Source organism: Dactylosporangium sp. NPDC050588 (genome assembly GCF_040654975.1).
GTDB classification, from domain to species: Bacteria; Actinomycetota; Actinomycetes; order Mycobacteriales; family Micromonosporaceae; genus Dactylosporangium; species Dactylosporangium maewongense.
Map to the genome: position 1 here is coordinate 14155 of NZ_JBFAJA010000002.1, position 21180 is coordinate 35334.

The 21180-nt window shown below is 72.5% G+C and carries 26 protein-coding genes; 16 read left to right on the forward strand and 10 right to left on the reverse strand.

Going from position 1 to position 21180, the window contains the following annotated elements:
* Positions 1 to 127 precede the first annotated feature (127 nt).
* Entirely contained in the window at positions 128 to 1153 is a 1026-nt protein-coding gene (rsgA, locus tag AB0I21_RS01240; RefSeq protein ID WP_360558141.1) for a ribosome small subunit-dependent GTPase A, read from the reverse strand.
* 89 nt (positions 1154 to 1242) lie between these two features.
* Between rsgA and AB0I21_RS01245 the strand changes: the two genes are divergently transcribed.
* The 3 genes from AB0I21_RS01245 (at position 1243) to AB0I21_RS01255 (ending at position 3069) form a co-directional block, all read left to right on the forward strand.
* Positions 1243 to 1677: a hypothetical protein gene (locus AB0I21_RS01245; RefSeq protein ID WP_360558142.1), complete on the forward strand. Its 435-nt coding sequence runs from the start codon at positions 1243 to 1245 to the stop codon at positions 1675 to 1677.
* A 124-nt stretch (positions 1678 to 1801) separates the two neighbouring features.
* Positions 1802 to 2479, forward strand: coding sequence for a maleylpyruvate isomerase family mycothiol-dependent enzyme (locus tag AB0I21_RS01250; protein ID WP_360558144.1), 678 nt, complete (start codon positions 1802 to 1804; stop codon positions 2477 to 2479).
* Positions 2476 to 3069: an MBL fold metallo-hydrolase gene (locus AB0I21_RS01255; RefSeq protein WP_360558146.1), complete on the forward strand. Its 594-nt coding sequence runs from the start codon at positions 2476 to 2478 to the stop codon at positions 3067 to 3069. The genes AB0I21_RS01250 and AB0I21_RS01255 overlap by 4 nt, the downstream gene beginning before the upstream one ends.
* 2 nt (positions 3070 to 3071) lie before the next feature.
* Here AB0I21_RS01255 and AB0I21_RS01260 read toward each other — a convergent pair whose 3' ends face one another.
* A complete protein-coding gene (locus AB0I21_RS01260) occupies positions 3072 to 3989 on the reverse strand; it encodes a DUF4143 domain-containing protein (protein WP_360558147.1) in 918 nt (305 codons plus the stop codon).
* Between AB0I21_RS01260 and AB0I21_RS01265 the strand changes: the two genes are divergently transcribed.
* A complete protein-coding gene (locus AB0I21_RS01265) occupies positions 3966 to 4070 on the forward strand; it encodes a hypothetical protein (RefSeq protein WP_360558149.1) in 105 nt (34 codons plus the stop codon). The genes AB0I21_RS01260 and AB0I21_RS01265 overlap by 24 nt on opposite strands.
* Here AB0I21_RS01265 and AB0I21_RS01270 read toward each other — a convergent pair.
* Positions 4034 to 6712 (reverse strand): LuxR C-terminal-related transcriptional regulator, encoded by a 2679-nt coding sequence (locus tag AB0I21_RS01270; protein ID WP_360558150.1) that lies wholly within the window; start codon positions 6710 to 6712, stop codon positions 4034 to 4036. The two genes, AB0I21_RS01265 and AB0I21_RS01270, sit on opposite strands and share 37 nt — an antisense overlap.
* A 150-nt stretch (positions 6713 to 6862) precedes the next feature.
* Here AB0I21_RS01270 and AB0I21_RS01275 point away from each other — a divergent pair, with 150 nt between their 5' ends.
* Together AB0I21_RS01275 and AB0I21_RS01280 are read left to right on the forward strand one after the other, a co-directional pair.
* Positions 6863 to 7714 (forward strand): class I SAM-dependent methyltransferase, encoded by an 852-nt coding sequence (locus AB0I21_RS01275; protein ID WP_360558152.1) that lies wholly within the window; start codon positions 6863 to 6865, stop codon positions 7712 to 7714.
* Positions 7711 to 8655, forward strand: a complete 945-nt coding sequence (locus AB0I21_RS01280; protein ID WP_360558154.1) for a carbon-nitrogen hydrolase family protein — start codon at positions 7711 to 7713, stop codon at positions 8653 to 8655. The genes AB0I21_RS01275 and AB0I21_RS01280 overlap by 4 nt, the downstream gene beginning before the upstream one ends.
* Before the next feature lie 28 nt (positions 8656 to 8683).
* On the opposite strand, the gene AB0I21_RS01285 is transcribed toward AB0I21_RS01280, so the two are convergent.
* Genes AB0I21_RS01285 through AB0I21_RS01300 form a run of 4 tightly spaced genes read right to left on the reverse strand, consistent with a single transcriptional unit; the run spans position 8684 to position 11242 of the window.
* Entirely contained in the window at positions 8684 to 9442 is a 759-nt protein-coding gene (locus AB0I21_RS01285; protein ID WP_360558155.1) for a hypothetical protein, read from the reverse strand.
* Positions 9439 to 9954, reverse strand: a complete 516-nt coding sequence (locus AB0I21_RS01290) for a SigE family RNA polymerase sigma factor (protein WP_360558156.1) — start codon at positions 9952 to 9954, stop codon at positions 9439 to 9441. Before AB0I21_RS01290 ends, AB0I21_RS01285 begins: the two co-directional genes overlap by 4 nt.
* Before the next feature lie 5 nt (positions 9955 to 9959).
* A complete protein-coding gene (sigJ, locus tag AB0I21_RS01295; RefSeq protein WP_360558157.1) occupies positions 9960 to 10850 on the reverse strand; it encodes an RNA polymerase sigma factor SigJ in 891 nt (296 codons plus the stop codon).
* Positions 10802 to 11242 (reverse strand): carboxymuconolactone decarboxylase family protein, encoded by a 441-nt coding sequence (locus AB0I21_RS01300; protein ID WP_360558159.1) that lies wholly within the window; start codon positions 11240 to 11242, stop codon positions 10802 to 10804. The genes sigJ and AB0I21_RS01300 overlap by 49 nt, the downstream gene beginning before the upstream one ends.
* 109 nt (positions 11243 to 11351) lie before the next feature.
* Here AB0I21_RS01300 and AB0I21_RS01305 point away from each other — a divergent pair, with 109 nt between their 5' ends.
* Positions 11352 to 11840 carry a hypothetical protein gene (locus tag AB0I21_RS01305; protein WP_360558161.1) on the forward strand — a complete coding sequence of 163 codons (489 nt, stop codon included), beginning with the start codon at positions 11352 to 11354 and terminating at the stop codon, positions 11838 to 11840.
* Positions 11841 to 11905: 65 nt separating this feature from the next.
* Here the strand turns inward: AB0I21_RS01305 and AB0I21_RS01310 are convergent, their stop codons facing one another.
* Positions 11906 to 12115, reverse strand: a complete 210-nt coding sequence (locus AB0I21_RS01310; RefSeq protein WP_360558163.1) for a hypothetical protein — start codon at positions 12113 to 12115, stop codon at positions 11906 to 11908.
* Between the two features lie 204 nt (positions 12116 to 12319).
* Between AB0I21_RS01310 and AB0I21_RS01315 the strand changes: the two genes are divergently transcribed.
* From AB0I21_RS01315 to AB0I21_RS01335, 5 genes are all read left to right on the forward strand, one after another.
* Positions 12320 to 12823: a hypothetical protein gene (locus AB0I21_RS01315; RefSeq protein ID WP_360558165.1), complete on the forward strand. Its 504-nt coding sequence runs from the start codon at positions 12320 to 12322 to the stop codon at positions 12821 to 12823.
* Positions 12824 to 12909: 86 nt separating this feature from the next.
* Positions 12910 to 13518, forward strand: a complete 609-nt coding sequence (locus AB0I21_RS01320; RefSeq protein ID WP_360558167.1) for a trimeric intracellular cation channel family protein — start codon at positions 12910 to 12912, stop codon at positions 13516 to 13518.
* 26 nt (positions 13519 to 13544) lie between these two features.
* Positions 13545 to 14255 carry a uracil-DNA glycosylase gene (locus AB0I21_RS01325; RefSeq protein WP_360558169.1) on the forward strand — a complete coding sequence of 237 codons (711 nt, stop codon included), beginning with the start codon at positions 13545 to 13547 and terminating at the stop codon, positions 14253 to 14255.
* A gap of 103 nt (positions 14256 to 14358) precedes the next feature.
* On the forward strand, positions 14359 to 14610 hold the full coding sequence (locus tag AB0I21_RS01330) for a hypothetical protein (protein WP_360558171.1): 252 nt from the start codon (positions 14359 to 14361) through the stop codon (positions 14608 to 14610).
* 163 nt (positions 14611 to 14773) lie between these two features.
* Positions 14774 to 15772: an NAD-dependent epimerase/dehydratase family protein gene (locus AB0I21_RS01335; protein ID WP_360558173.1), complete on the forward strand. Its 999-nt coding sequence runs from the start codon at positions 14774 to 14776 to the stop codon at positions 15770 to 15772.
* 319 nt (positions 15773 to 16091) lie between these two features.
* Here the strand turns inward: AB0I21_RS01335 and AB0I21_RS01340 are convergent, their stop codons facing one another.
* The gene (locus tag AB0I21_RS01340) at positions 16092 to 17291 is read right to left on the reverse strand and encodes a methyltransferase domain-containing protein (RefSeq protein WP_360558175.1); all 1200 of its coding nucleotides are present in this window, start codon (positions 17289 to 17291) and stop codon (positions 16092 to 16094) included.
* A 68-nt stretch (positions 17292 to 17359) separates the two neighbouring features.
* Between AB0I21_RS01340 and AB0I21_RS01345 the strand changes: the two genes are divergently transcribed.
* Positions 17360 to 18358 (forward strand): LacI family DNA-binding transcriptional regulator, encoded by a 999-nt coding sequence (locus tag AB0I21_RS01345; protein ID WP_354888233.1) that lies wholly within the window; start codon positions 17360 to 17362, stop codon positions 18356 to 18358.
* A 26-nt stretch (positions 18359 to 18384) separates the two neighbouring features.
* Here the strand turns inward: AB0I21_RS01345 and AB0I21_RS01350 are convergent, their stop codons facing one another.
* The gene (locus tag AB0I21_RS01350) at positions 18385 to 19320 is read right to left on the reverse strand and encodes a WYL domain-containing protein (protein WP_360558178.1); all 936 of its coding nucleotides are present in this window, start codon (positions 19318 to 19320) and stop codon (positions 18385 to 18387) included.
* 62 nt (positions 19321 to 19382) lie between these two features.
* Between AB0I21_RS01350 and AB0I21_RS01355 the strand changes: the two genes are divergently transcribed.
* Genes AB0I21_RS01355 through AB0I21_RS01365 form a run of 3 tightly spaced genes read left to right on the forward strand, consistent with a single transcriptional unit; the run spans position 19383 to position 21180 of the window.
* Positions 19383 to 19769 (forward strand): VOC family protein, encoded by a 387-nt coding sequence (locus AB0I21_RS01355; RefSeq protein WP_354888236.1) that lies wholly within the window; start codon positions 19383 to 19385, stop codon positions 19767 to 19769.
* Positions 19769 to 20314 carry a YdeI/OmpD-associated family protein gene (locus AB0I21_RS01360; RefSeq protein ID WP_360558179.1) on the forward strand — a complete coding sequence of 182 codons (546 nt, stop codon included), beginning with the start codon at positions 19769 to 19771 and terminating at the stop codon, positions 20312 to 20314. Before AB0I21_RS01355 ends, AB0I21_RS01360 begins: the two co-directional genes overlap by 1 nt.
* Complete coding sequence (locus AB0I21_RS01365) at positions 20311 to 21180, forward strand: LLM class flavin-dependent oxidoreductase (RefSeq protein WP_360558181.1); 870 nt, start codon at positions 20311 to 20313, stop codon at positions 21178 to 21180. The genes AB0I21_RS01360 and AB0I21_RS01365 overlap by 4 nt, the downstream gene beginning before the upstream one ends.

Genomic DNA, 21180 nt, shown 5'->3' on the forward strand with positions numbered 1-21180 from the left:
GTCCGCCAGCAGCGGCAAAGAGTCCGGCAGCGGTGATTTTGTCCGGTTCGGACACCGTCACGGTGCCAGCCGACAACTCTAGCCAGGGGGTATGACAATTTTCCGCGCCCGAACGAGGGAACCCCCGCTACGGGCGTGCCAGCCGTCGCCGGTCGCGGCTCTCGCGCTTGAGCCGCCGTACCGATGCCAGCTTCTGCTCTTTCTGCAGTTTCTGCCAACTCGCGAAGCGGCGGGGGCTGAGCTCGCCGTCCTCGACCGCGGCCCGGACCGCGCAGCCGGGCTCCTCACCGTGCCGGCAGTCGTCGAACCGGCACAGCGTCGCGAGCTGCGTCACGTCGGCGAACGCCCGGTCCAGGCCCGCCGCGGTGTCGAACATGCCGACGAGCCGCACCCCGGGCGTGTCGAGAACCGCACCGCCGCCCGGCATGGGGATCAATGCCCGATATGTGGTGGTGTGCCGCCCGCGTCCGTCGCCGCGCAACGCCTGCGTCTGCATCACCGGCGCCCCGGCGAGGGCGTTGACGAGACTCGACTTCCCGGCACCGGACTGCCCCAGGAGGCCGAGCGTCCGCCCGTACGCCACGAGCGGCCGCAACGCGTCGAGCCCCAGCCCCGTGCGGGAGCTGACCGCATGGACCTCGACCCCGTCCGGCATCTGCCCGGCGAGCGCCTCCGGATCCGCGGCCAGGTCGCATTTCGTCAGGACCAGCACCGGCCGCGCCCCCGACTCCCACGCCAGGGCGAGCAGCCGCTCGATGCGCCCGAGGTCCGGCGACGGGTCGACCGGCTCCACGACCGCCACCGCGTCCACGTTGGCGGCCAGGACCTGCCCGAACGACTCCTCACCGGCGACGGCCCTGATGATCGCGGTGCGCCTGGGCAGCACCGCCTCGGCCGTCAGCCGGCCGTCCGGCCACGTCCGCACGACGAGCCAGTCCCCCGCGCACGGCAGCGACCCGGGATCGGCGGCGGCACGCGCCAGCAGGCCCCCCGACAGGCTCGCGCGGAGCGGGCCGTCGGACGCGATCGCCGTACACACGCCGCGGTCGACGCGGCTGACCCGCGCCGGCCGGAAACCGGGCAGGTCGAACCGGCCGGAGTACAGCGCGGCATACGCGTCGTCCCAGCCCAGAGCTGACAGGTCAATAATCATGAACATCCTTTGCGAACCCGTGTTCGGAAATCCACGGTAGGTAGCGCGTCCACACCGCGAAACCGAATATCGGGGCTATCGTCGGGTGCGTGCTCCCCTCGCATGTGCTGGCCAGCGCCGTCGGACTGCGCCTGGACCGGGCCGATGTCCAGTGGCACGTCTCACCCGGCCAGGACGACTCGCTCATGCGCTTCTGGCTGACGTTCGCCGGCGTCTCGTATGGCTTCCACGTCGGCGCCGAGGACGAGATCCTCGACGTCATCGTGGAGGAGCGCGGCACCGACGCCGACATGGGCGTCTACGGCCGGCTCGAGGTCAGGGCCGCCGCCCCTCGCGACCCAGCCGCCGCCGCGGTCGGGCAGCGCCTCGTGGCCGTGCACGACCTGTACGCCGGCTACCTGGGCAAACCCATCGGCGCCCGGCTCAGCTTCGAGCACGTCGACCTCAGCGTCGCCGACTGGGAGGACGAGCTGCACTGGGCCGCCGGCGACCTGCCACCGGCCGTCGGCGTCCGCCAACGCTGATCTTTTCCGCGTTTGCAGGTGGTGTACGAGCTGAGCCCCGTCACCGTCCACGGTCGGCTCCGGCGGATCTTGCCGGTGGCTTTTGTCGGTGAGTCTTGTCGGTGGGGGGCGGTAGGGTTGGGCGGTGACGGCTGATCCACTCGTGCTGAGCGCGGAGCTCGACCGCGCCACCGCCCGCCTCCTCGACACGGTCCGCACCCTCGACGGCAATGGTCTGGTCGCCCCTTCCCGCTGCGACGGCTGGACCCGCGGCCACGTCGTGACCCACCTCGCCCGCAACGCCGACGCCTACCGCAACCTGCTGCACTGGGCCCGCACCGGCGAGAAGACCCCCGCCTATGCCAGCCGCGAGGCCCGCGAGGCAGGCATCGCCGCCGGCGCCCCCCGCCCGCACGAAGAGCAGCTCGCCGACCTCATCAACGCCTGCGACCTGCTGCGCGAGTCGATGGAGACGATGCCCGCCGAGGGCTGGACCGCGCTCGTCGAGTGGGGCAGCACCGGCCCCACCCCCGCCGCCCGCGTCGTCTGGGCCCGCATCTGCGAGGTCGAGCTGCACCACGTCGACCTCGACGCCGGCTACGGCCCGGCCGACTGGCCCGCCTCCTTCGCCCTGCGCATCCTGCACGACCCCGCCACCCCACGCGTGGCGACTCTCGTCTCCGACGACGGCACCAAGCTGCTGACCGTCGCGGACGCCCCCGTCGTCACCGGCCCGGCCCACCTCCTCGCCGCCTGGCTCACCGGCCGCGGCGACGGCACCGGCCTCACCGGCGACCTTCCTTCCCTGGAGGCCTGGAAATGAGCGGTCTGACCTTCACCAAGCTCTCCGTCGGCCCGATGGACAACAACGCCTACCTGCTCACCTGCACCGCCACCGGCGACAGCCTGCTCATCGACGCCGCCAACGACGCCGAACGCCTGCTCCAGCTGATCGCCACCACCCCGTCCGGCATCTCCACCGTGGTGACCACCCACCGCCACCAGGACCACTGGTTCGCCCTCGAAGACGTCATCGAGGCCACCGGCGCCGCCTCCCTGGCCCACCCCGCCGACGCCCCCGAGATCCCGACCGCCACCGGCACCCTCAACGACGGCGACACCATCCCCCTCGGCGACTGCGACCTGACCGTCATCCACCTCGTCGGCCACACCCCCGGCTCGATCGCCCTATACCACGACGGCCACCTCTGGACCGGCGACTCACTCTTCCCCGGCGGCGTCGGCAACACCCACGGCAACCAGGCCGACTTCGAGTCCCTCATCAACGACGTGACCACGAAGCTCTTCGACCGCTACCCCGACGACACCGAGTTCCACCCCGGCCACGGCAAGGACTCCACCCTCGGCGCCGAGCGCCCTTCCCTCCCCGAGTGGCGCGCCCGCGGCTGGTAGACCTATGTCCAGAGGGCGTCGATGGGCATGACGTGCGTGCCGTCATCACGGGTGTAGGCGAGGGGACCCGTGTACAGCACGAGCCCTGCCGTCAAGCGGTCGCCGAGCCGAGCCCGAAGCGCCCGCATTCCGCGTAGGTCCTCGCCATGGACCCGCGTTCCGGACTTGATCTCGAACGCGATGACGTCTCCGTCGTCTCGCTCAAGCACGAGATCCACCTCGTCGGCGGCCGGCGTCCGGAAGTGCCCGACCGAGACTGGCGCGTCCCACCAGCTGACCTGCTTGAGGATCTCGCCGACGACGAACGTCTTGAGCAGGTGTCCGTACCCGGTCAGCACCGCTGGATCAGACTTCGCGATCTTCTCGGGCGTCAGCCCGAGCAGCCACGCCATGACACCCGAGTCGACCAGGTGCACCTTAGGCTGACGGGCGACCCGCGAGCCCAGCGTCGTGCCCCAGGCAGGAAGCCGGTGAACCAGGAACACCGCTTCCAACAGCCGGAGGTAGTTTTCGGCGCTGCTCTTCTCCACGCCGACCGCCTGTGCCGTCGCCGCGATGTTGAGCACCCGTCCCGACCTCGCCGCAAGCTGATTCAGCAGGCGAGGAAGCATCTCCCGCTGCCGCACCCGACTCAGCTCGATCACGTCACGCTCGATCACCAGGTCCAGGTAGTTGCTGAACCAGCGCGAACGTGACCGGCCAGGCGGACGCCGCAGCGCGACGGGCATGCCGCCGGAAGTCACCCGCCGCGCATACTCGTCACGGCTGGTCGCTGACGGCTCCGCCGACCTGCCCGGCGAGGCACCACTGAGCAACCTGTGGACGAGCGGCTCTGCCACCAACCATGGACCATCGCCCGCACCGGGGAGATCTGGCTCGCCGAACTCGATCCGACCGTGGGCCACGATCAGGGCGGTCACTGCCCGGTCGTCGTGGTGTCCTCGAACCCCGTCAAGCGCCGCCGTCACCGGCTGAGTTGGCGGCTGCGGTCTCGCTGGTAGAGGGCGCCGAGGTCCTCGAAGGTCGCCGCGAGCGCGGCCACCTCCTCGGTGTCGCCTCGCGCGAGGGCGCCGGCGCGGCGGACGAGGGCCGCGGCCACGGGGTTGCCGCGGGTCGCGACGGTGGCCGACGCCAGGCACTGCTCCAGGTCCGGGGCCGCGGTGAGTGCTGCCGCTTCCGCCCAGGCGGCGGCGTACCACGGCCGCCACACGAGGAAGGTGGGGCTCGAGCTCCAGGTCGCGTCGTGCAGGTCGGCGGACAGGTGCGCCAACGCCTCGTGTGGTTGGTCGCGGTGCAGCAGCAGCCAGGCGTCGAAGGTCGGAGCCCATCCGACGGCCGGGCCGTCCGCCGGCGTCGGCGGCCGGTCGAGGAGGTGTTCGGTGACGCTCTGCCAGACCTCACGCCGGTGGTCGTCGCCCAGGAGCCCGTGGATCAGGGCGAGCGCGTAGGCACCGACGGCGAGGGTCGAGGCACGATGGCTGCCCGCCCGCTCCCAGGAGACCAGGAAGCGCTCGCCTCGTTCGGCCGCGCCGGTCAGGTCGCCGGTGAGCGCGTCGACCTGGAGCCGGCGGGCCAGCGCTGGGTGGACGTACTCGCGGTAGCACGGGAGCACGGCCAGGCGCTCGGCGTAGTCCTTCGCGCCGCGGAGATCGCCGGCAGCCAGTGAGACCTCGCAGCCCATCAGCAGGTAGTCGTTGAAGGCGTAGGCGGTGGCGGCGCGCAACGCCTGCGGATCCATGAGGACGCCACGGGCCCGCACCGCGGCGAGCGCGCCGGCGTGGTCGCCGCGGTGCAGCCGGCTGGCGCAGACCTGGTCGAGGGCGGCGGAGGCGACGACGGGCAGCCCGGCCGCGATCGCCTGGTCGGCGGCGAGGCGGCCCGCTGTCGCCGACCCGGGATGGTCATGGGGCAGGCATATGGCGCTCGCCGCGGCGACGGTCGCCTCGGCGGCCGAACCCGTCGGCGCCAGGCGCCGCGCCTCGGCGAGACGACGCTCGATGTCGATCCGCTCGGGCGGGTCGGCCATGATCCCCGAGTGGAACGCCGCGTAGATCACGGACCAGCCGAGCGCGTCCGCGGCCGCGCCCGGATCCGCTGCCACCGTGGCGGCTTCGGCGGCCTCGTCGAGCAGCCGGAGCGCGTCGTCTCCCACCAGCCGGGCCGCCGCCGCGGCGGCGCCCTGGCGGAGCAGGTGGATCCGGTCGTGGGCGTCCGTGGCCTCGGTGGCCGCGAGGGTTTCGAAGCGGTGCTGCGCCTCCTCCAGGCGGCCGCGCCGCACGAGCTCCTCGGCGAAGGACTCGCCCAGCTCCCTGCCGTCGACCGGACGGGCGAGCGCCGCGCGCACCTCGACCGCGAGCAGGTCGAACCTGGCGCACCAGGTGTCGTCGTGCTCGGCGGATGCCAGCGACGTCAGCTCGGCGGCCGTCCACCGTGCGTGGCGCCGTTGCACCTCACCGGCGGCGTCGGCCAGCAGTTCCGCGGCGAACTGGCGCACGACTTCCTGGAAGTGGTACGTCGTCGGGTCGCCGATCTCGACGTACAGCAGGTGCTGGTCGGCCAGCGTCGCGAGCACGTGCGCCGCGGCGGCGGCCGTGTGCTGCGGGCCGGCGACCGCGTGCGCGGCGGCGACCGTGAACGGCGCGGCGAAGACGCAAAGGGCGGCGAACATCGCGCGGGCCTGGTCGTCGAGCAGGTCGACACTCCAGCCGATGGTGGCTCGCAGCGAACGCTGGCGTGCACCCTCCGATGAGCCCAGCAGCCGCAGCGGGTCGCCGAGCGCCGCCGCCAGACCGTCCAGGCCGAGCAGCGGATACCGGGCCGCCGCCAGCTCGATCGCCAGCGCCATCCCCCCGAGCCGGTGGCACAGCTCGGCCACCCGGGGGTCGTCGGGCACGACGCCGCCCGCGGCCTCGGCGCGGCTGCGGAAGAGCCGGACCGCATCGTCCTCCGAGAGGCCGGGCAGCTCGTAGACCCACTCGTACGGTGCGCGAAGCGGCGCGCGACTGGTCGCGACGATGGTGAGCCGCGGGCAGCCGCCGACGAGCCGTGCCACGCTGGTCTCCAGCTCCGGCAGGAGATGCTCGCAGTTGTCGAGGACCAGGACGCCGTCGGCCCGGCTCAACGCCTCCGACAGCGTGTCGTCGAGGAACTGCCCGGGCTGCTCGGCCACCCCCACGGCCGTGGCGATGGCGGGCACCGCCGCCTGCGGGGTCGCCACCTGGCTCAGATCGACGAACCAGGCGCCGTCGGGACGATCCCGCGCGACCTGCCGCACCGCATGGGTCGTCAACCGGGTCTTGCCGACCCCGCCGGGCCCGGTGACCGTCACCAGACGGTGATCCTTCAGGCGGACGTGCAACGCGGCGGTCTCGCGGTCACGACCCACGAACGGGTCGGCCGGGCTGGGCCATGCGTGGCGGCGCTTCGGACGCAGCAGGTCGAGCTCGTCAGCCCGCCGGGCCAGGCCGCGGCGGTCGGACACCCCGAGCTTGCGGATGAGGGAGGAGACATGGGACTCGACGGTGCGCACCGACAACGAGAGCCGCTCAGCGATCTCGAGGTTCGTCAGGTGCCCGGCGACCAGGCCGAGGACGTCGCGTTCCCGCTCGGTCACGGCCGATCCCGGCGCCCTCGAGGTCGTCACCCGTCACAGTGTCGCGTGCCCGTCCGCCCTTGGCCAGCACGGTGCCGCACCACCGGGACCGGATCCGTGGTGGCCACGGATGTGGTGGGGCGGCGCCCGGAACCACACTGACGGCACAGCAGCTCAGCGCTGCCGACCTGAGGAGGATCCATGACGTTCGACGCGGTCGCGTACAAGGCGACGACGAGGCAGCAGTGGCAGGACGCCGCGGAAGCGTGGCATCGGTGGGGGCCGACGCTGGAGGAATGGCTCGGCGTGGCGACGGAGGTGATGCTCGACGCTGCCGGTGTCGGGCGCGGGTCGCGGGTGCTGGATGTGGCGGGTGGTGCTGGTGGGCAGGCGATGGTCGCGGCGCGGCGGACCGGGCCGGAAGGCAGTGTGGTGGTCACCGACGTGTCGCCGGCGATCCTGGCGTACGCGCAGCGGGCCGCGGACGAGAGCGGCCTGCGGCAGGTCTCCACGCTCGAGGTCGACGGGGAGGAGATCGGCGGCAGATGGTCAGGGGAGTTCGACGCGGCGATCTCGCGGCTGGGGGTCATCTACTTCCCCGACCGAGGCAAGGCGCTGCGCGGTATCCGGTCCAGTCTGCGTGAGGGTGGCCGGTTCGCCGCCGTCGTCTACTCGACCGCCGAACGCAACGCGTTCTTCTCGGTGCCGGTCGCCTTGATCCGGGCCCGGGCCGGGCTTCCCGCGCCGCTGCCCGGGCAGCCTGGGCCGTTCAGCCTGAGCGACCCGGCGTCGGCGCGAGACGCACTGCGCGACGCCGGGTTCCGTGACGTGCGGGTCGAGACCATGGACGCGCCGCTGCTGCTGCCCTCGGCCGCCGACTGCCTGCGGTTCGAACGCGAGTCCTTCGGAGCGCTGCACCAGATGCTGTCGGGGGTCGAAGCGGGCGAACGCGAGCGGGTCTGGGCCGACATCGAGGCGGCGCTGCGGGAGTACGAGACCGAGGCCGGGTTCGTCGGCCCCTGCGAGCTGCACGTCATCTCGGGGTCACGATGAACGGGTCCTTCACCGTGGCCGCCGTCCAGGCCGCCTACGTGCTGCTCGACCGGGACGCGACCGTGGCGCGCGTCGCCGAGCAGGTTGCCGAAGCCGCGGAGCTGGGCGCCGAGCTGGTGGTGCTTCCGGAGGCCTTCATCCCCGGAACTCCGCTGTGGATCGACGGCCGACCGATCTGGGACGGCGACGGCCCGTGGTATTCGAGACTCGTCGAGCAGGCCGTCATCGTGCCCGGCCCGGTGACCGCGACGCTCGGCACGATCGCGCGACGCCACCGGGTCCACCTGGTCATCGGCGTACAGGAGCGCGAGCCGCACGGCGCCACCATCTACAACACCGTTCTCTACTTCGGCGCTGACGGCCGGCTGCTGCACAAGCACCGCAAGCTCATGCCCACCGGATCCGAACGCACCGTATGGGGCCAGGGGGACGGCTCGACGCTGGACGTCGTGCCGACGCCGCTCGGCCGCCTGGGCGGACTCATCTGCTGGGAGAACTACATGCCCCTGGCCCGGTTCCACCAGTACGCGCAGGGCGTGGACGTGTGGCTGGCCCCGACACTCGCCCGCGGCGACGGCTGGGTGGCGACCATGCGGCACATCGCCCGCGAGGGCCGGGTCTGGGTCGTGGGCGTGAACCCCTGCCTGCGAGTCGACCAGATCCCGCCCGGTCTGCCCGACCGGGAACGGATCGCACCCGCCCCCGAGCCTGGCGACGGCGACTGGATCGAGCCCGGCAACAGCGTGATCTGCGACCCCGACGGGCAGGTGGTCGCCGGGCCGCTGCGCCACCAGGAGGGGATCCTCACCGCGACGATCGACCTGTCGCAGGTGACCGAGTCCCGCCGGCTCTTCGACCCGACCGGCCACTACCACCGACCCGACATCTTCAGCCTCACCGTCGACACCCGGCCGAGGCCAGCGGTCAACACGGTCAGCTGAACACCGCCTGGACGGCCCGGCCGCGGTGTCAGCCGACGCCGACGCCGCCTTCCTTGTGCGTGGCCAGGGGCTTGCCGTTCGCGTTGAGGGCGGTCAGGTCGCGGACCTGGGCCTGCTGGTAGGGCGCACCCGGCACCTCGGGCGCCCGGACCCACCAGACGTGGACCGTGGGGTTGCCGGCCCAGGCGGCGGTCCTCGCCTCGCGGGGTGTCCCGTCGACCGTGAGGGTCACCTTGGCGACGTCGCCGACGACGTACCCGGTGAGGAACCGGTCCTGTCCGTTGCCGAACTCCCAACCGGCGTGGAACCCGGGGTCGCCCGGGCCGGCGCCGGTCACGTCGGGGTCGTTGGTGACGCCGTACAGGCTGAGCTTCCCGTCCGGCGTGCGCCGCCCGACCGCCTGGAGGAACCGGTTCTGGCGCACCGCGAACCAGAACGTCAGCGTGCCGCCGTCGAAGGCCTCGCCCGTGTCGATCGTCGCCGTCGGCTGGATCGCCGGGTCGCCTGCCTCGTCGCCCTGGACCGGTTCGGCGGACTGGGCGACCGTCGGCGGGGCGCCGACCGTGGTCATGCCGTCGTCGCCGGCGCTGCCTGTACCGACGCCGGAAATGCCGACAAGAGCGCCCGCGGCGACGGCGAGGACGGCCACCGCCGACGTGACCGCGATCCGGGTCCGCTGCCGCCGCGCGCCCCGGCGGCGCAGCTCCTCGACGCTGACCCCCAGCTGGTCCGGTGCGGCCGCGGCGGCGTCGGTGAGCCGCTCGCCGAGCTCCAACTCTGTGTTCATGCGTGCTCTCCCTGAGCCGTTCGGACGAAGGGGTGTTCCCCGCGCAGCGCAGGGCTGGTGCGCAGCTTGGCGAGGGCGCGCGAGCAGACCGACTTGACCGTGCCGACGCTGACGCCGAGGGTCTGCGCCGTCTGCTGCTCCGACAGGTCGACGTAGTAGCGGAGCACGAGCGCGGCCCGCTCCCGCCGGGTCAGCGACTGCAGCGCCGCGACGAGCGCGGCCCGGTCCTCGACGGCGCCGTGCCCGCCGTCGTGCGCGCCGGTGTCGGGCACCTCGGCGCGCGCCTGCTCCCGCCACGGCCGCCGGCGCAGCCAGTCCGTGTGCAGGTTGACCATGACCCGCCGCGCGTAGCTGAGCGCGTCGTCGTGCCTGACCCGGTGCCAGGCGCCGAATGTGCGGATCAGCGTCTGCTGGGCGAGGTCCTGCGCCTGTTCGGCGTCGCCGGTCAGCAGCCAGCCGAGCCGGAGCAGCGGCTGGGTCGCCGCCGTGGCGAAGTCGTCGAAGTCGCGCATACCCCTTAGTACGAGCCCTGGGCGTCGAAGGTTGAGAGCTTCGCGGGATTGGCGACCCGGAACAGGTCGTGGATCTTGCCGTCGACGACGCAGAGGCACATGGTGTACCGGTAGTTGGCCTCGACCAGCAGCGCGGCGCCGCCGTTGACCCCGGTCCTCGTGGTGCTCGGGTCGTGCCTGCGCATCACGGCGGTGAAGAAGCGCACCACCTTGGCCCGGCCGCGGATCGGGTTGGGTCCGGTGCGGACCTTGCCGCCGCCGTCGTTCCACGCCACGACGTCCTCGTGGAGGAGCGCTTCGAGGCGTTCGACGTCGCCGGTACGGGCGGCGGCCACGAACCCTTCGAGGAGCCTCGCGTGCTCGGCCGGGTCGGTGCTGAACCTGGCCCGCCCGGCGAGCGCGGCGGCGGCCCGGCGGTGCAGCTGGCGGCAGTCGTCCTCGGTGCGGTCGAGGATGCCGGCGATCTCGGCGTACGGCAGCTCGAACGCGTTGCGCAGCACGTAGACGGCCCGCTGCGGCGGGGTCAGGCGCTCCATCAGATGCAGCATCGCCATCGACAGGTCCTCGGTGTCGATCAGGCTCTGCTGGTGGTCCGCGGTCCGGAGCGGCTCCGGCAGCCAGGTGCCGATGTAGTCCTCCCGGCGCGCCTGCCTGGCCCGGAGCGCGTCGACGGCGAGCCGCGCCACCACCCTGGTCAGGTAGCGGCGCGGCTCGGCGACCTCGGACCTGTCCGCGCGCGTCCAGCGCAGGTAGGCCTCCTGGAGGACGTCCTCGGCGTCGTACAGCGTCCCGAGCAGCCGGTAGGCCATCCCGAGCAGCATCCGCCGGTGCGCGAGGAACTCCTCGCTCACGTCGTCGGCGGCTGGGTCCTGGTCGACACGGCGAGTCGGTTCCACACGTTGATCGTCGCAATGACCATGAGGAGGTCGGCAACCCCCTCGGTGCCGTAGTGCTCCACGGCCGTGTCCCACACCTCGTCCGGGACGCCGTGCTCACCCAGCCGGGTGACGTGGTCGGTGAGGTCGAGCGCGGCCCGCTCCTTCTCGTCGAAGAACGGGCCCTCCCGCCACGCCGAGACGGCGAACAGCTTCCGGCTGTCCTCGCCCTCGGCGAGCGCCTCGGTGGTGTGCATGTCCACGCAGAAGGAGCAGCCGTTCAGGATCGACGCACGGAGCTTGAGCAGGTGGAGCAGTGCCGGGTCGACGTGTGCCCTGATGTACTTCTCGAGTCCGAGGACGGCCTGGTACGCGTCGGGGTTGATCTCGCTGAGCGACATTCGTTGCTTCATGATGAGATGACGGCCCCGCCCGGCGGTTCGTGACAGTTGCGGCTGTGTCCTGTGCCACTGCCCCCTCCACGACCCGCGGCCGATCGTGCGGGCACTAGGGTCGGACGGTGTGGACACCACCCGCACCCCGTCAGGCTGGCGACACCTGCCGCCGCCGGCCCGGGCCATCGCGACCGCCGCCAGCGCCGCCGTCGAGGCCGCCCAGGCGCGTGACAAGGAGGCGTTCGACGCGGCGGTCGAGCAGCTCGCCGGCCTCGATCCGGAGCAGTCCGGGCTCGTCCTCGGCGTCGTCGTCCGCGCGCTGCTGGAGGACCTGCACCCCGACGGGCTCGACGGCGACGACGTGCGCGCCGCGCTGGAGCAGGCGGTGCGGTCCGCGGCCGAGTGGCAGGAGGTCGACCCGCAGGTGATGGTGGTGCTGCTCGTCGGCGCGCTCGGCGTCCAGGACGACAACGACGGCGAGGGCCGCCCGTCACCGCAGGCCTTGGCGCGGCACGCCCCGCTGCTGCTCGCCGACCTGCTCCAGCGGCGGTCGTTTCCGCGGTACCTGCAGGCGGCGTTCACCGAGATCGAGCGGTCCCAGACCCACGATCTGTAGGCGCTGAGGCCTTTCGCTGTATGACGATTGGAGCCGGCGTTCGCCGGCTCCAATCGGGGGCTCGCCTACTTCGAGGGTTCGGGCAGGTCGCAGTTGATCTTGGGGTTGACGCCGATGTAGTTCAGCGGGCCGGCGACGATCGTCACGAGGATCGTGCCGGTCTTCGCGCAGTTCGTGTCCTCGCTGTCGAAGTAGCCGCGCTGACCGGCCGCGATGACACCGATGATCAGCCAGATGACGAGGATGACCCCGCCGATTCCGGATCCTCTGCCCACGGGAGTGCCTCCATCTATCCGACGTACTCGTCTACTTCGAATCGACGGTTGGATACCCCGTGCCCCCTGTGACGCAAACCCGTCTCCGGTGATCCTCACCGCTGTCCGGTTGGCAGCAATAGGGGAGTCAAGGGCCTCGGCCTGCTCGTACGGTTCCTCTCGTTGCACTGATCGTTTGAACAGCAATTGAAGGAGCCACCAGATATGAGCGACGACTACACCCCGTTCAGCGCCGACCTCGACGGCGACGGCGTCGAGGACCAGGCCGTCATCTACACGACCGAGGACGGCGCCAACGTCATCGTCGGTGACATCGACGGCGACGGGCAGGCCGACTTCGCCGCCCTCGACGAGGACGGCAACGGCGTCTACGAGAAGTCCTACAACGCCCTGACCGACGAGTACACCGACCTGACCGCCGGCGACGTGGCCGACACCGCCGACTACGACGGCGAGGGCGGCAACCTGGACGGCGACATCGCCCAGTACGACAACGCCGACTACGACGGCTCGGGCGGCAACCTCGACGGCGACGTCAGCGGCGGCATGAACACCGCCGAGGGCACCGTCTCCGGCAGCGCGGACGACACCGACGACACCGCCGCCGACACCGGTTCGAGCACCGGCGGCTACTACGACGCCGCGGCCGTCTCCGACATGCTGGCCATGCAGCACGAGACCAACATGGCGATCATCAACAACATCTGAACCCTGCTGTGCCGTATACAGGACGGGCGCGGTGCCGACCGGCACCCGCGCCCGTTCTTGTTCGTCTGTACCGCTGGAGCACAACCGTGTCAGAGCTCAGTCCGCTGCTCGTCGGCGACCTCGTCGGCATCGCCGTGTTCGCCGCCTCGGGCGCGACCGCCGGCGTGGCGAAACGGCTGGACCTGTTCGGCGTCGTGTTCGTCGGCTTCGTGGCGGCCCTCGGCGGCGGCATCATGCGCGACGTGTTCGTCAACGTGCAGCCGTTCGCCTTCGTCGACTGGCGCTACGCGACCGTCGCCGCCATCACCTCCGCGGCCACGTTCTGGCTCCACCCGGCCGTCAGCCGCCTGCACTGGACCGTCCTCGTCCTCGACGCCGCCGGCCTGGGCCTCTTCACCGTCACCGGCACTCTCAAGGCCCTCGACGCCGGCATCCCACCCCTCGGCGCCTGCATCATCGGCATGATCACCGGCATCGGCGGCGGCCTCATCCGCGACCTGCTCACCGGCGAGATCCCCACCGTCCTGCGCCGCGAGATCTACGCCGTCGCCGGCCTGCTCGGCTGTGTCTCGGTCGCCGCCCTGGACGCCCTGCACGCGCAGCGCCCGGTGAGCATCGCCCTCGCCGCGGTCCTCGTCTTCGTCCTGCGCATGGTCGCCCTCCGCCGCAACTGGTCCGCCCCGACCGCCTCCTGACGCGGCCTGGCGATAGATTGCCGGCCATGAACGCATCGGCGAAGCCTGTGTACCTGCTGGACTTCATGCCCGACGACTGGCGCGAGGCGGTCACGCCGTACGTCGACCCCACCACCGTCGCGGCACTGTCGTCGTTCGTCGTCGAGGAGTACAAGGCGGGCCCGGTGTACCCCCGCAAGCAGGACATCTACGCCGCGTACCGGCTGAGCCCGCTCGCGTCGACCCGGGTGCTCATCCTCGGCCAGGACCCCTACATCAAGCCCGGCCAGGCGCACGGCCTGAGCTTCAGCGTGCCGCAGGGCGTCCGGGTCCCGCCGTCGCTGGAGAACGTGTACCGCGAGATGCGCGACGACCTGGGCGTCACCCCACCCCCTTCCGGCGACCTCACCCCCTGGTGCCGCCAGGGCGTCATGCTGCTCAACGCCGTCCTGACCGTCCGCGCCGGCACCTCCAACTCCCACAAGGGCCGCGGCTGGGAGAACGTCACCGACGCCACGATCCAGGCCCTGAACGCCAAGACCGACCGCGTCGTCTTCGTCCTCTGGGGCGCGGCGGCCAAGGCCAAGGCCCACCTGGTGACGAACGACCGCCACGTCGTCCTGCGGGCGGGCCACCCCAGCCCGATGAACCCGACCGGCTTCCTGGGCAGCCGCCCGTTCAGCCGGATCAACGCCGCACTCACCGCAACCGGCACCCAGCCCATCCGCTGGTCCCCGTCAATGCCCCGCCCCTCATGACCGAGGTCCTCATCGAGATGTTCCGGGTCAGACCCGTGCTGGCCGCCGAGACTCTCGACGACCAGCTGCACGTCCCGGTGCCCGGCGCCTCTTGGAGGATTTCATGACCACCACGGGCCATCAGTACAGAAGTGACTTTGCCAAAGGTTTCTACAACTCGGGCAGAGTAGAAGGAATGGCCGCAGGAAAGGCTGAGGCCTTGCTGACGGTGCTTGCCACCCGAGGCCTGATGGTCACTGACGAGCACCGTGCACTCATTGCCGGTTGCACTGAGGACGCGCAACTGGACACGTGGCTTCGGCGTGCCGTCGGTGCTGAGAAGATCCAAGAGTTGGGCGACGAGTTCGCCGGCTGAGTTCGTCATGGTAGCGCCGGCATCTCCAGGCCGGCGGCGGCTCGCAGCCAAACTTTGAAGGATCCGTTGTTGCCCACTGTTGGTGTTGACGGAATGTGCAGGGATTGCGATCTCACGGTGATGGTGGCGGACGGGGTCGGGATGCGCCACTAAGCTGGAGGGCATGCGGATCCTGATCGTCGGGGGCACCAGGTTCGTGGGGCGGCACATCACCGAGGCCGCGCTCGCGGCGGGTCATGACGTCACGCTCCTGCACCGGGGGCAGACCGGCGCTGACCTGTTCGCGGCGGCCACCCATCTGCACGCCGACCGCAACGCGCTGCCCGACGGGCTCTTCGCGGGGCACGAGGGCTGGGACGCGACGATCGACGTCAGTGCGTATCTGCCGCGGCAGGTGCACGGGCTCGCCGACGCGATCGGGGAGCGCGGCGGGCGCTACGTGTACATCTCCAGCGTGTCGGTCTACGACGTGCCGGCGGGGCCCGGGTTCGCCGAGGACTCGCCGCTGCTCAAGCTCGACGACCCGACCGTCGAGGAGATCACCAACGAGACCTACGGGCCGCTGAAGGCCGCGTGCGAGCGCGTCGCCGAGGAGCGGTTCGGCACCTCGACGGTGATCATCCGGCCGACGTACGTGGTGGGCCCGCACGACCACTTGTCGCGGTTCACGTGGTGGGTCGAGCGGGTCGCCCGCGGCGGCGAGGTCCTCGCGCCCGGCCCGCGGGACGCGGCGATCCAGGTCATCGACGCCCGCGACATGGCCGACTGGACGATCCGCCTGCTGGACCGCCCCGGCGGCGGCGTGTTCCATGCGGTGAGTCCCGCCCCGCCGTTCTCGTTCGAGCAGCTGCTGGAGGCGATGCGCGCCGAGGTCGGGCCGCCCGGGACGACGCTGACCTGGGTCGACGCCGACTTCCTCCGCACGCGCGGCATCGACGAGGAGCGCCTGCCGTTGTGGCACCCGTTCGACGCCGAGGCCGCCCTGGACGCCGCGGACCCGTCGGCGGCGTTCGCGGCGGGCCTGTCCCCCCGCCCGCTGCGCCAGACGATCCGCGAGACCTGTGAGTCGGCCCTGCTCGACCCGCTCCCACCCCCGTCCGAGCGCCTCACTGCCGACCAGGAGACCACGCTCCTGACCGAATGGCGCTTACACACGTCCTGACCTGCCCTCGGTCTGGCGTCGGCGGCGTCGGTACGAGCTGCCGCGGCGTGAGCTGCGTTCGCCGTGCCGGCGGAGGCGCCTGTCAGACGGTGGTGGCGTGGGCGGCGCACGCGTCGGGTGCGACGGTGGCTGTCTGCGCCCGTGCCGGTGAGGCTGATGGGGCGAGGGTGCCGGGTGTTGGGTGTCTACGCCCGTGCCGGTGAGGCTGACGGGACGAGGGTGCCGGGTGTTGGGTGTCTACGCCCGTGCCGGTGAGGCTGACGGGACGAGGGTGCCGGGTGTCTGCGCCGGTGCTGGTGAGGCTGCCGGGTCAGGGGCGTCAGCGGGCGGTCCCGCGGATGGCCAGGGCGCGGGCCAGGAGGGGGATCGAACCGTCGGCGGTGTGTGGGAGGCGGGCGCGGAGCAGGTCGCGCAGGGCGTCGCGGTGGTCGCTGGGGAGGGAGGCGACGTAGCTGGGTGCCGGGCCGGTGCCGCCGAGGAACGGGGTCCAGTAGTCGTCGAAGTCGGCGAAGACCGCGGTGGTGTCGATCGGGCGGGTCGTGACGGCGGTCAGGCCGGCGGCGGACCACAGGGCGCTGAGGGCGGTCGGGGAGCAGATGGACATGCGGCGGCCCTCGTCGAGCTCGGCGGCGGCCGGGTCGAGGGTCGCGGCGGCTTCCCAGAAGTGGCGCATCATGGCCATGCCGTCGGCGTAGTCCCAGACGTACGCCGCGACGGTCCCCCCAGGCGCTGTCACCCTGGCGAACTCGGCGACGGCCGCCGCGGGCGACGGCACGAAGTTGAGGGCGAGGCCGCTGACGACGACGTCGACGGCCGCGTCCGCCAGCGGCAGCGCCTGGGCGTCCCCCGCGACGAACCGCGCACCTGGGGCCGCGCCCCAGGCAGCCCCCGAACCCGGTCCCACGCCGGCAGGACCGAAGGCCGCCTCCGGACCCGCGCCGGCGCTTGAGGCAACGCCCGGTCGCGCGCCCGCGCCGGCAGGGCCCAGGGCAGTGTCCGAACCCCCACCGGCCCCTGAGCCGGCAGAATTCAAGGCGGCACCCGAACCGGCACGGCCCAAGGCAGCGCCCGGAACCGTGCCCGTGTCCAAACCGACGCCCGGGCTCGCCCCCGAGGCGGCGCCCGAACCCGCCTCCGAGCCGGCACGGCCCAGGGCAGCGCCCGAAACTGCGTCCGCGTCCGAACCGACGCCCGGGCTCGCCCCCGAGGCGGCGCTCGAACCCGCCTCCGGGCCGCCGCGGTCCAGGGCCGTGCTTGTCGGTGAGGTGGCGGGAGGGGGTGTGAGGCGGGACGAGGCTGTTGTGAGGAAGGCGGTCGACGGGTCGAGGCCGGTGAGCTGGGCGGGGGTGGCGGTGGTGAGGATGGTGCCGGTGAGGGCGCCGGTGCCGCAGCCGGCGTCGAGCCAGCGGCGGCCGGGTGGGACTGCCAGCCAGGTCAGGAAGCGGGCGGCGACCGGGCGGCTCCAGCGGCCCACGTACGCCTCGTAGGCGTCGCCCTTCGCCCACAGCTCGTGCGCCATGAGTGTCACGGTAGGCGGCGACGGCAACAGTGTGCGAGCGGGCGGCGGAAGGCTGCCATAATCCAGCGATGAGTAGCCGGCCGAGCCTCGCACAGGTGGCGGCGTTGTCGGGCGTGTCGGTCAAGACGGCGTCGCGGGCGTTGAGCGGCGAGGGGTATGTCGCGGTCGAGACCAAGGCGCGGGTGCAGAACGCGGCGGACGAGCTGGGGTACCGGCTGAACCGGACCGCCCGGGAGCTGCGGCGCGGCGGCAACACCTCGACGCTGGTGGGGCTGCTGAGCGGGGACCTGGCCAACCCGTTCTACTCGCGGCTCGCCAGCGGGCTGGAGCGGGAGCTGCGCATGCACGGGCTGCAGCTGATCACCGCCAGCACCGACGAGAACCCGGAGTGGGAGCGGCGGCTGACGGACTCGCTGCTGGAGCGCAGGGTCAGGGGGCTCGTCGTCGTCTCGACGATGGCGGAGCACGGGCATCTGGCGGCTGAGCGGCGGCACGGGAGCCCGTTCGTGTTCGTGGACCGGCCGCCGGTGGACCTGACCGCGGACGCGGTGCTGCTCGACAACCGGGGCGGGGCGAAGAGCGCCGCCGAGCACCTCCTGGAGCGCGGGCACCGGCGGATCGGCATCGTCGGGGACCTGTCGCGGCTCACCACGCACCAGGACCGGGTCGAGGGGTTCGCGGAGGCGATGGAGGCGGCCGGGATCACCGGCTGGCGCGACTACCTCCTGGAGGACGCGCACGACGTCGACAAGGCCGAGCGCGCCGTGCACTCGCTGCTCGCCCGCGACCCGGCGCCGACGGCCGTGTTCACCACCAACAACCGGATCACGACGGGTGCGCTGCGGGCGTTGCGCGCGAGCGGCAACCGGGACAAGGCGCTGATCGGGTTCGACGAGCTGGACCTCGGTGACGTGCTCGGGGTGACGGTGGTCGCGCACGACCCGGAGGAGATGGGCCGGCACGCGGCGCGCCTGCTGCTCGCCCGCCTGGAAGGCGACGACGGCCCCGCCCGGCGCGTGATCCTCCCGACCCGCCTGATCGAACGGTCCACGACGGCCGTCCACTGAGCGGCGGCTATGAAGCTGAACGGCGGCTATAGAGCCGCCTGATAGCGGGCGGCGAGGTCGCGGAGCAGGTCGCGCAGCTCCGGCGGGTCCAGCACGGTGAAGGGAAAGCCGATCGTGCCCAGGAACCCGGCCAGGTCCATGAGCTTGTCGGCGCCGGTCTCCAGCTCGCAGGTGGCCTCGCCGGTCGGGGTCAGCACCCCGGCCGTCGACGCCAGGCGCGCCGTCACCGCCGCGATCGGCGCGTGCACCCGCACCCGGGCCGGCACCCGCCACGCCGCCGACGACACCCCTCGCATCACGTGGGCGACGGCGTCGCCGCCGGGCGGTTCGCGGGGCTCGAACCGGACGCCCGTCGGCGGGTGCAGCGCCACGAGGTCCGCCCGGAACGTGCGCCAGTCCGCCCGGTCGAGGTCCCACGCGAGCAGGTACCAGCGCCGGCCGGTGTAGACGAGCCGGTGCGGCTCCGCGCGGCGGCGCCGGTCCTTGTAGTCAAAGCTGATCCGCTCGTGGTCCCGGGTCGCCGCGGCGAGCGCGGTGAGCAGCGACGCGTCGACCGTCGGGCCGCCGCCGGCCGCGGAGACCGTCGCGGACCGCAGCGCGTCGACCCGGCGGCGCAGCCGCGGCGGCAGCGTCTGCTCGAGCTTGATCAGCGCCCGCAGCGCCGGGTCCTCCAGCCCGGTGACGGACCCGGCGGCCGCCGCGCGCAGCCCGACCGCGACCGCGACGGCCTCCTCGTCGTCGAGCAGCAGCGGCGGCGTCGCGGCACCCGCCCCGAGCCGGTAGCCGCCGGTGATCCCGGTGCTGGAGTCGATGTGATACCCGAGGCTGCGCAGCCGCTCGATGTCGTTGCGCACGGTGCGGGTGGTGACGGCGAGCCGCTCGGCGAGGGCCGCGCCCGACCAGTCCCGCCGGCTCTGCAGCAGCGACAGCAGCCGCAGCAGCCGCGCCGAGGTCTCCAGCATCGGCCAAGTCTGTCAGACATTGCGGAACGTACCTTTCCGCAATGCCCGATAGCGTGGTCCGCATGACGACATTCCGGGGTTTCGCGACGCTGAACGTGTTCGCCGAGGACCATGACGCGGCCAAGCGGTGGTATGCGGAGCTGTTCGGCGTCGAGCCGTACTTCGAGCGGCCCGGCTACGCCGAGTTCCGCGTCGGCGACCGGCAGGCCGAGTTCGGCATCGTCGACAGCCGGTACGCGCCGCACGACACCGGCACGCCCGCGGGCGCGTTCATGTACTGGCACGTCGACGACCTCGACGGGACCCTGCAACGGCTGCTCGCGCTGGGGGCGGCGCCGCTGCAGCCGGTCACCGAGCGCGGGCCGGGCTTCGTCACCGCCGCGGTCACCGACCCGTTCGGCAACATCGTCGCGATCATGCACAACCGGCACTACCTGGAGATGGCCTGATGGAACCGGTCCTGTTCGCCGACACGGCGGCGTTCGAGCGGTGGCTCGAGTCGTACCACGGCCAAGAGGGCGAGATCTGGATCCTCGTCGGCAAGAAGGGCAGCGGGATCACCAGCATCTCCGTGCAGGAGGCCCTGGACGCGGCGCTGTGCTTCGGGTGGATCGACGGGCAGCGCAAGAGCTTCGACGATCGGCACTTCCTGCAGCGGTACGTGCCGCGCCGCCCCCGCAGCACCTGGTCGCAGGTCAACGTGGCGAAGGTCGAAGCGCTGACGGCGGCCGGCAGGATGCGGCCCGCCGGGCTGGCCGAGGTCGAGAGGGCGCGGGCCGACGGGCGGTGGGCCGCGGCGTACCCGTCGCAGCGCAACGCCACCGTGCCGCCCGACCTCGCCGAGGCGCTGGGCGGCGACGAGCGGGCGAAGGAGCGGTTCGACGCGTTGCCGGCGACCGAGCGGTACGGGCTGATCCTCAACCTGGTGAAGCTGCGCACCGCCGCCGGACGGGCCGCCAGGGTGCGGGCGATCCTGGCAGCATTGTCCGCATGACGACGCTGGGTGCCGTGTTCGTGCCGCAGCTTCCGCCGGAGCGGCTGCGGTCCGTGGTCCGTGCCGCCGACGAGAGCGGCCTGGAAGAGCTGTGGTTGTGGGAGGACTGTTTCCTGGAGAGCGGGGTCGCGACCGCCGCGGCGGCGCTCGCCTGGTCCGAGCGGGTGCGGATCGCGGTGGGGCTGCTGCCCGTGCCGTTCCGCAACGTGGCGGTGACCGCGATGGAGCTGGCGACGCTGCACCGGCTGTTCCCGGGCCGGGCCATCATCGGCGTCGGGCACGGCGTGCAGGACTGGATGGCGCAGGTCGGCGCGCGGGCCGAGTCGCCGATCACGCTGCTGCGCGAGTACGTGACGGCGCTGCGCGCCCTGCTCGCCGGCGAGCGGATCACCGTCGACGGCCGGTACGTCCACCTCGACGGCGTCGCGCTCGACTGGCCGCCTTCCGGCGCGCCCGTCTACGTGGGCGCCACCGGGCAGCGCACGCTGCGGCTCGCCGGGGAGGTCGCCGACGGCACGATCCTCACCGGCGGCACCGGCGTCGAAGCGGTCCGGGCGGCGCGGCAGCGCATCGACGAGGGGCGGCAGGCGGCGGGCCGCACGGATCCGCACCCCGTCGTCGTCTACCTGCACGCCGCGACCGGCGCCGACGCCGAGGCGCGGATGGCGGCGGAGCGGGTGCGCTGGGGCTACCACGACGGGCAGGACGTGACCGTCGCCGGGGACGCGCACGCCGTCGCCGACGCCGTCGCGCGGTGGGCGGACGCCGGTGCCGACACCGTGGTGCTCCAGCCGACGCCCGACGACCCGGATCCGGAGGGGTTCATGCGGTTCGTGGCGGAGCGGGTGCGGCCGCTGGTGGCGTAG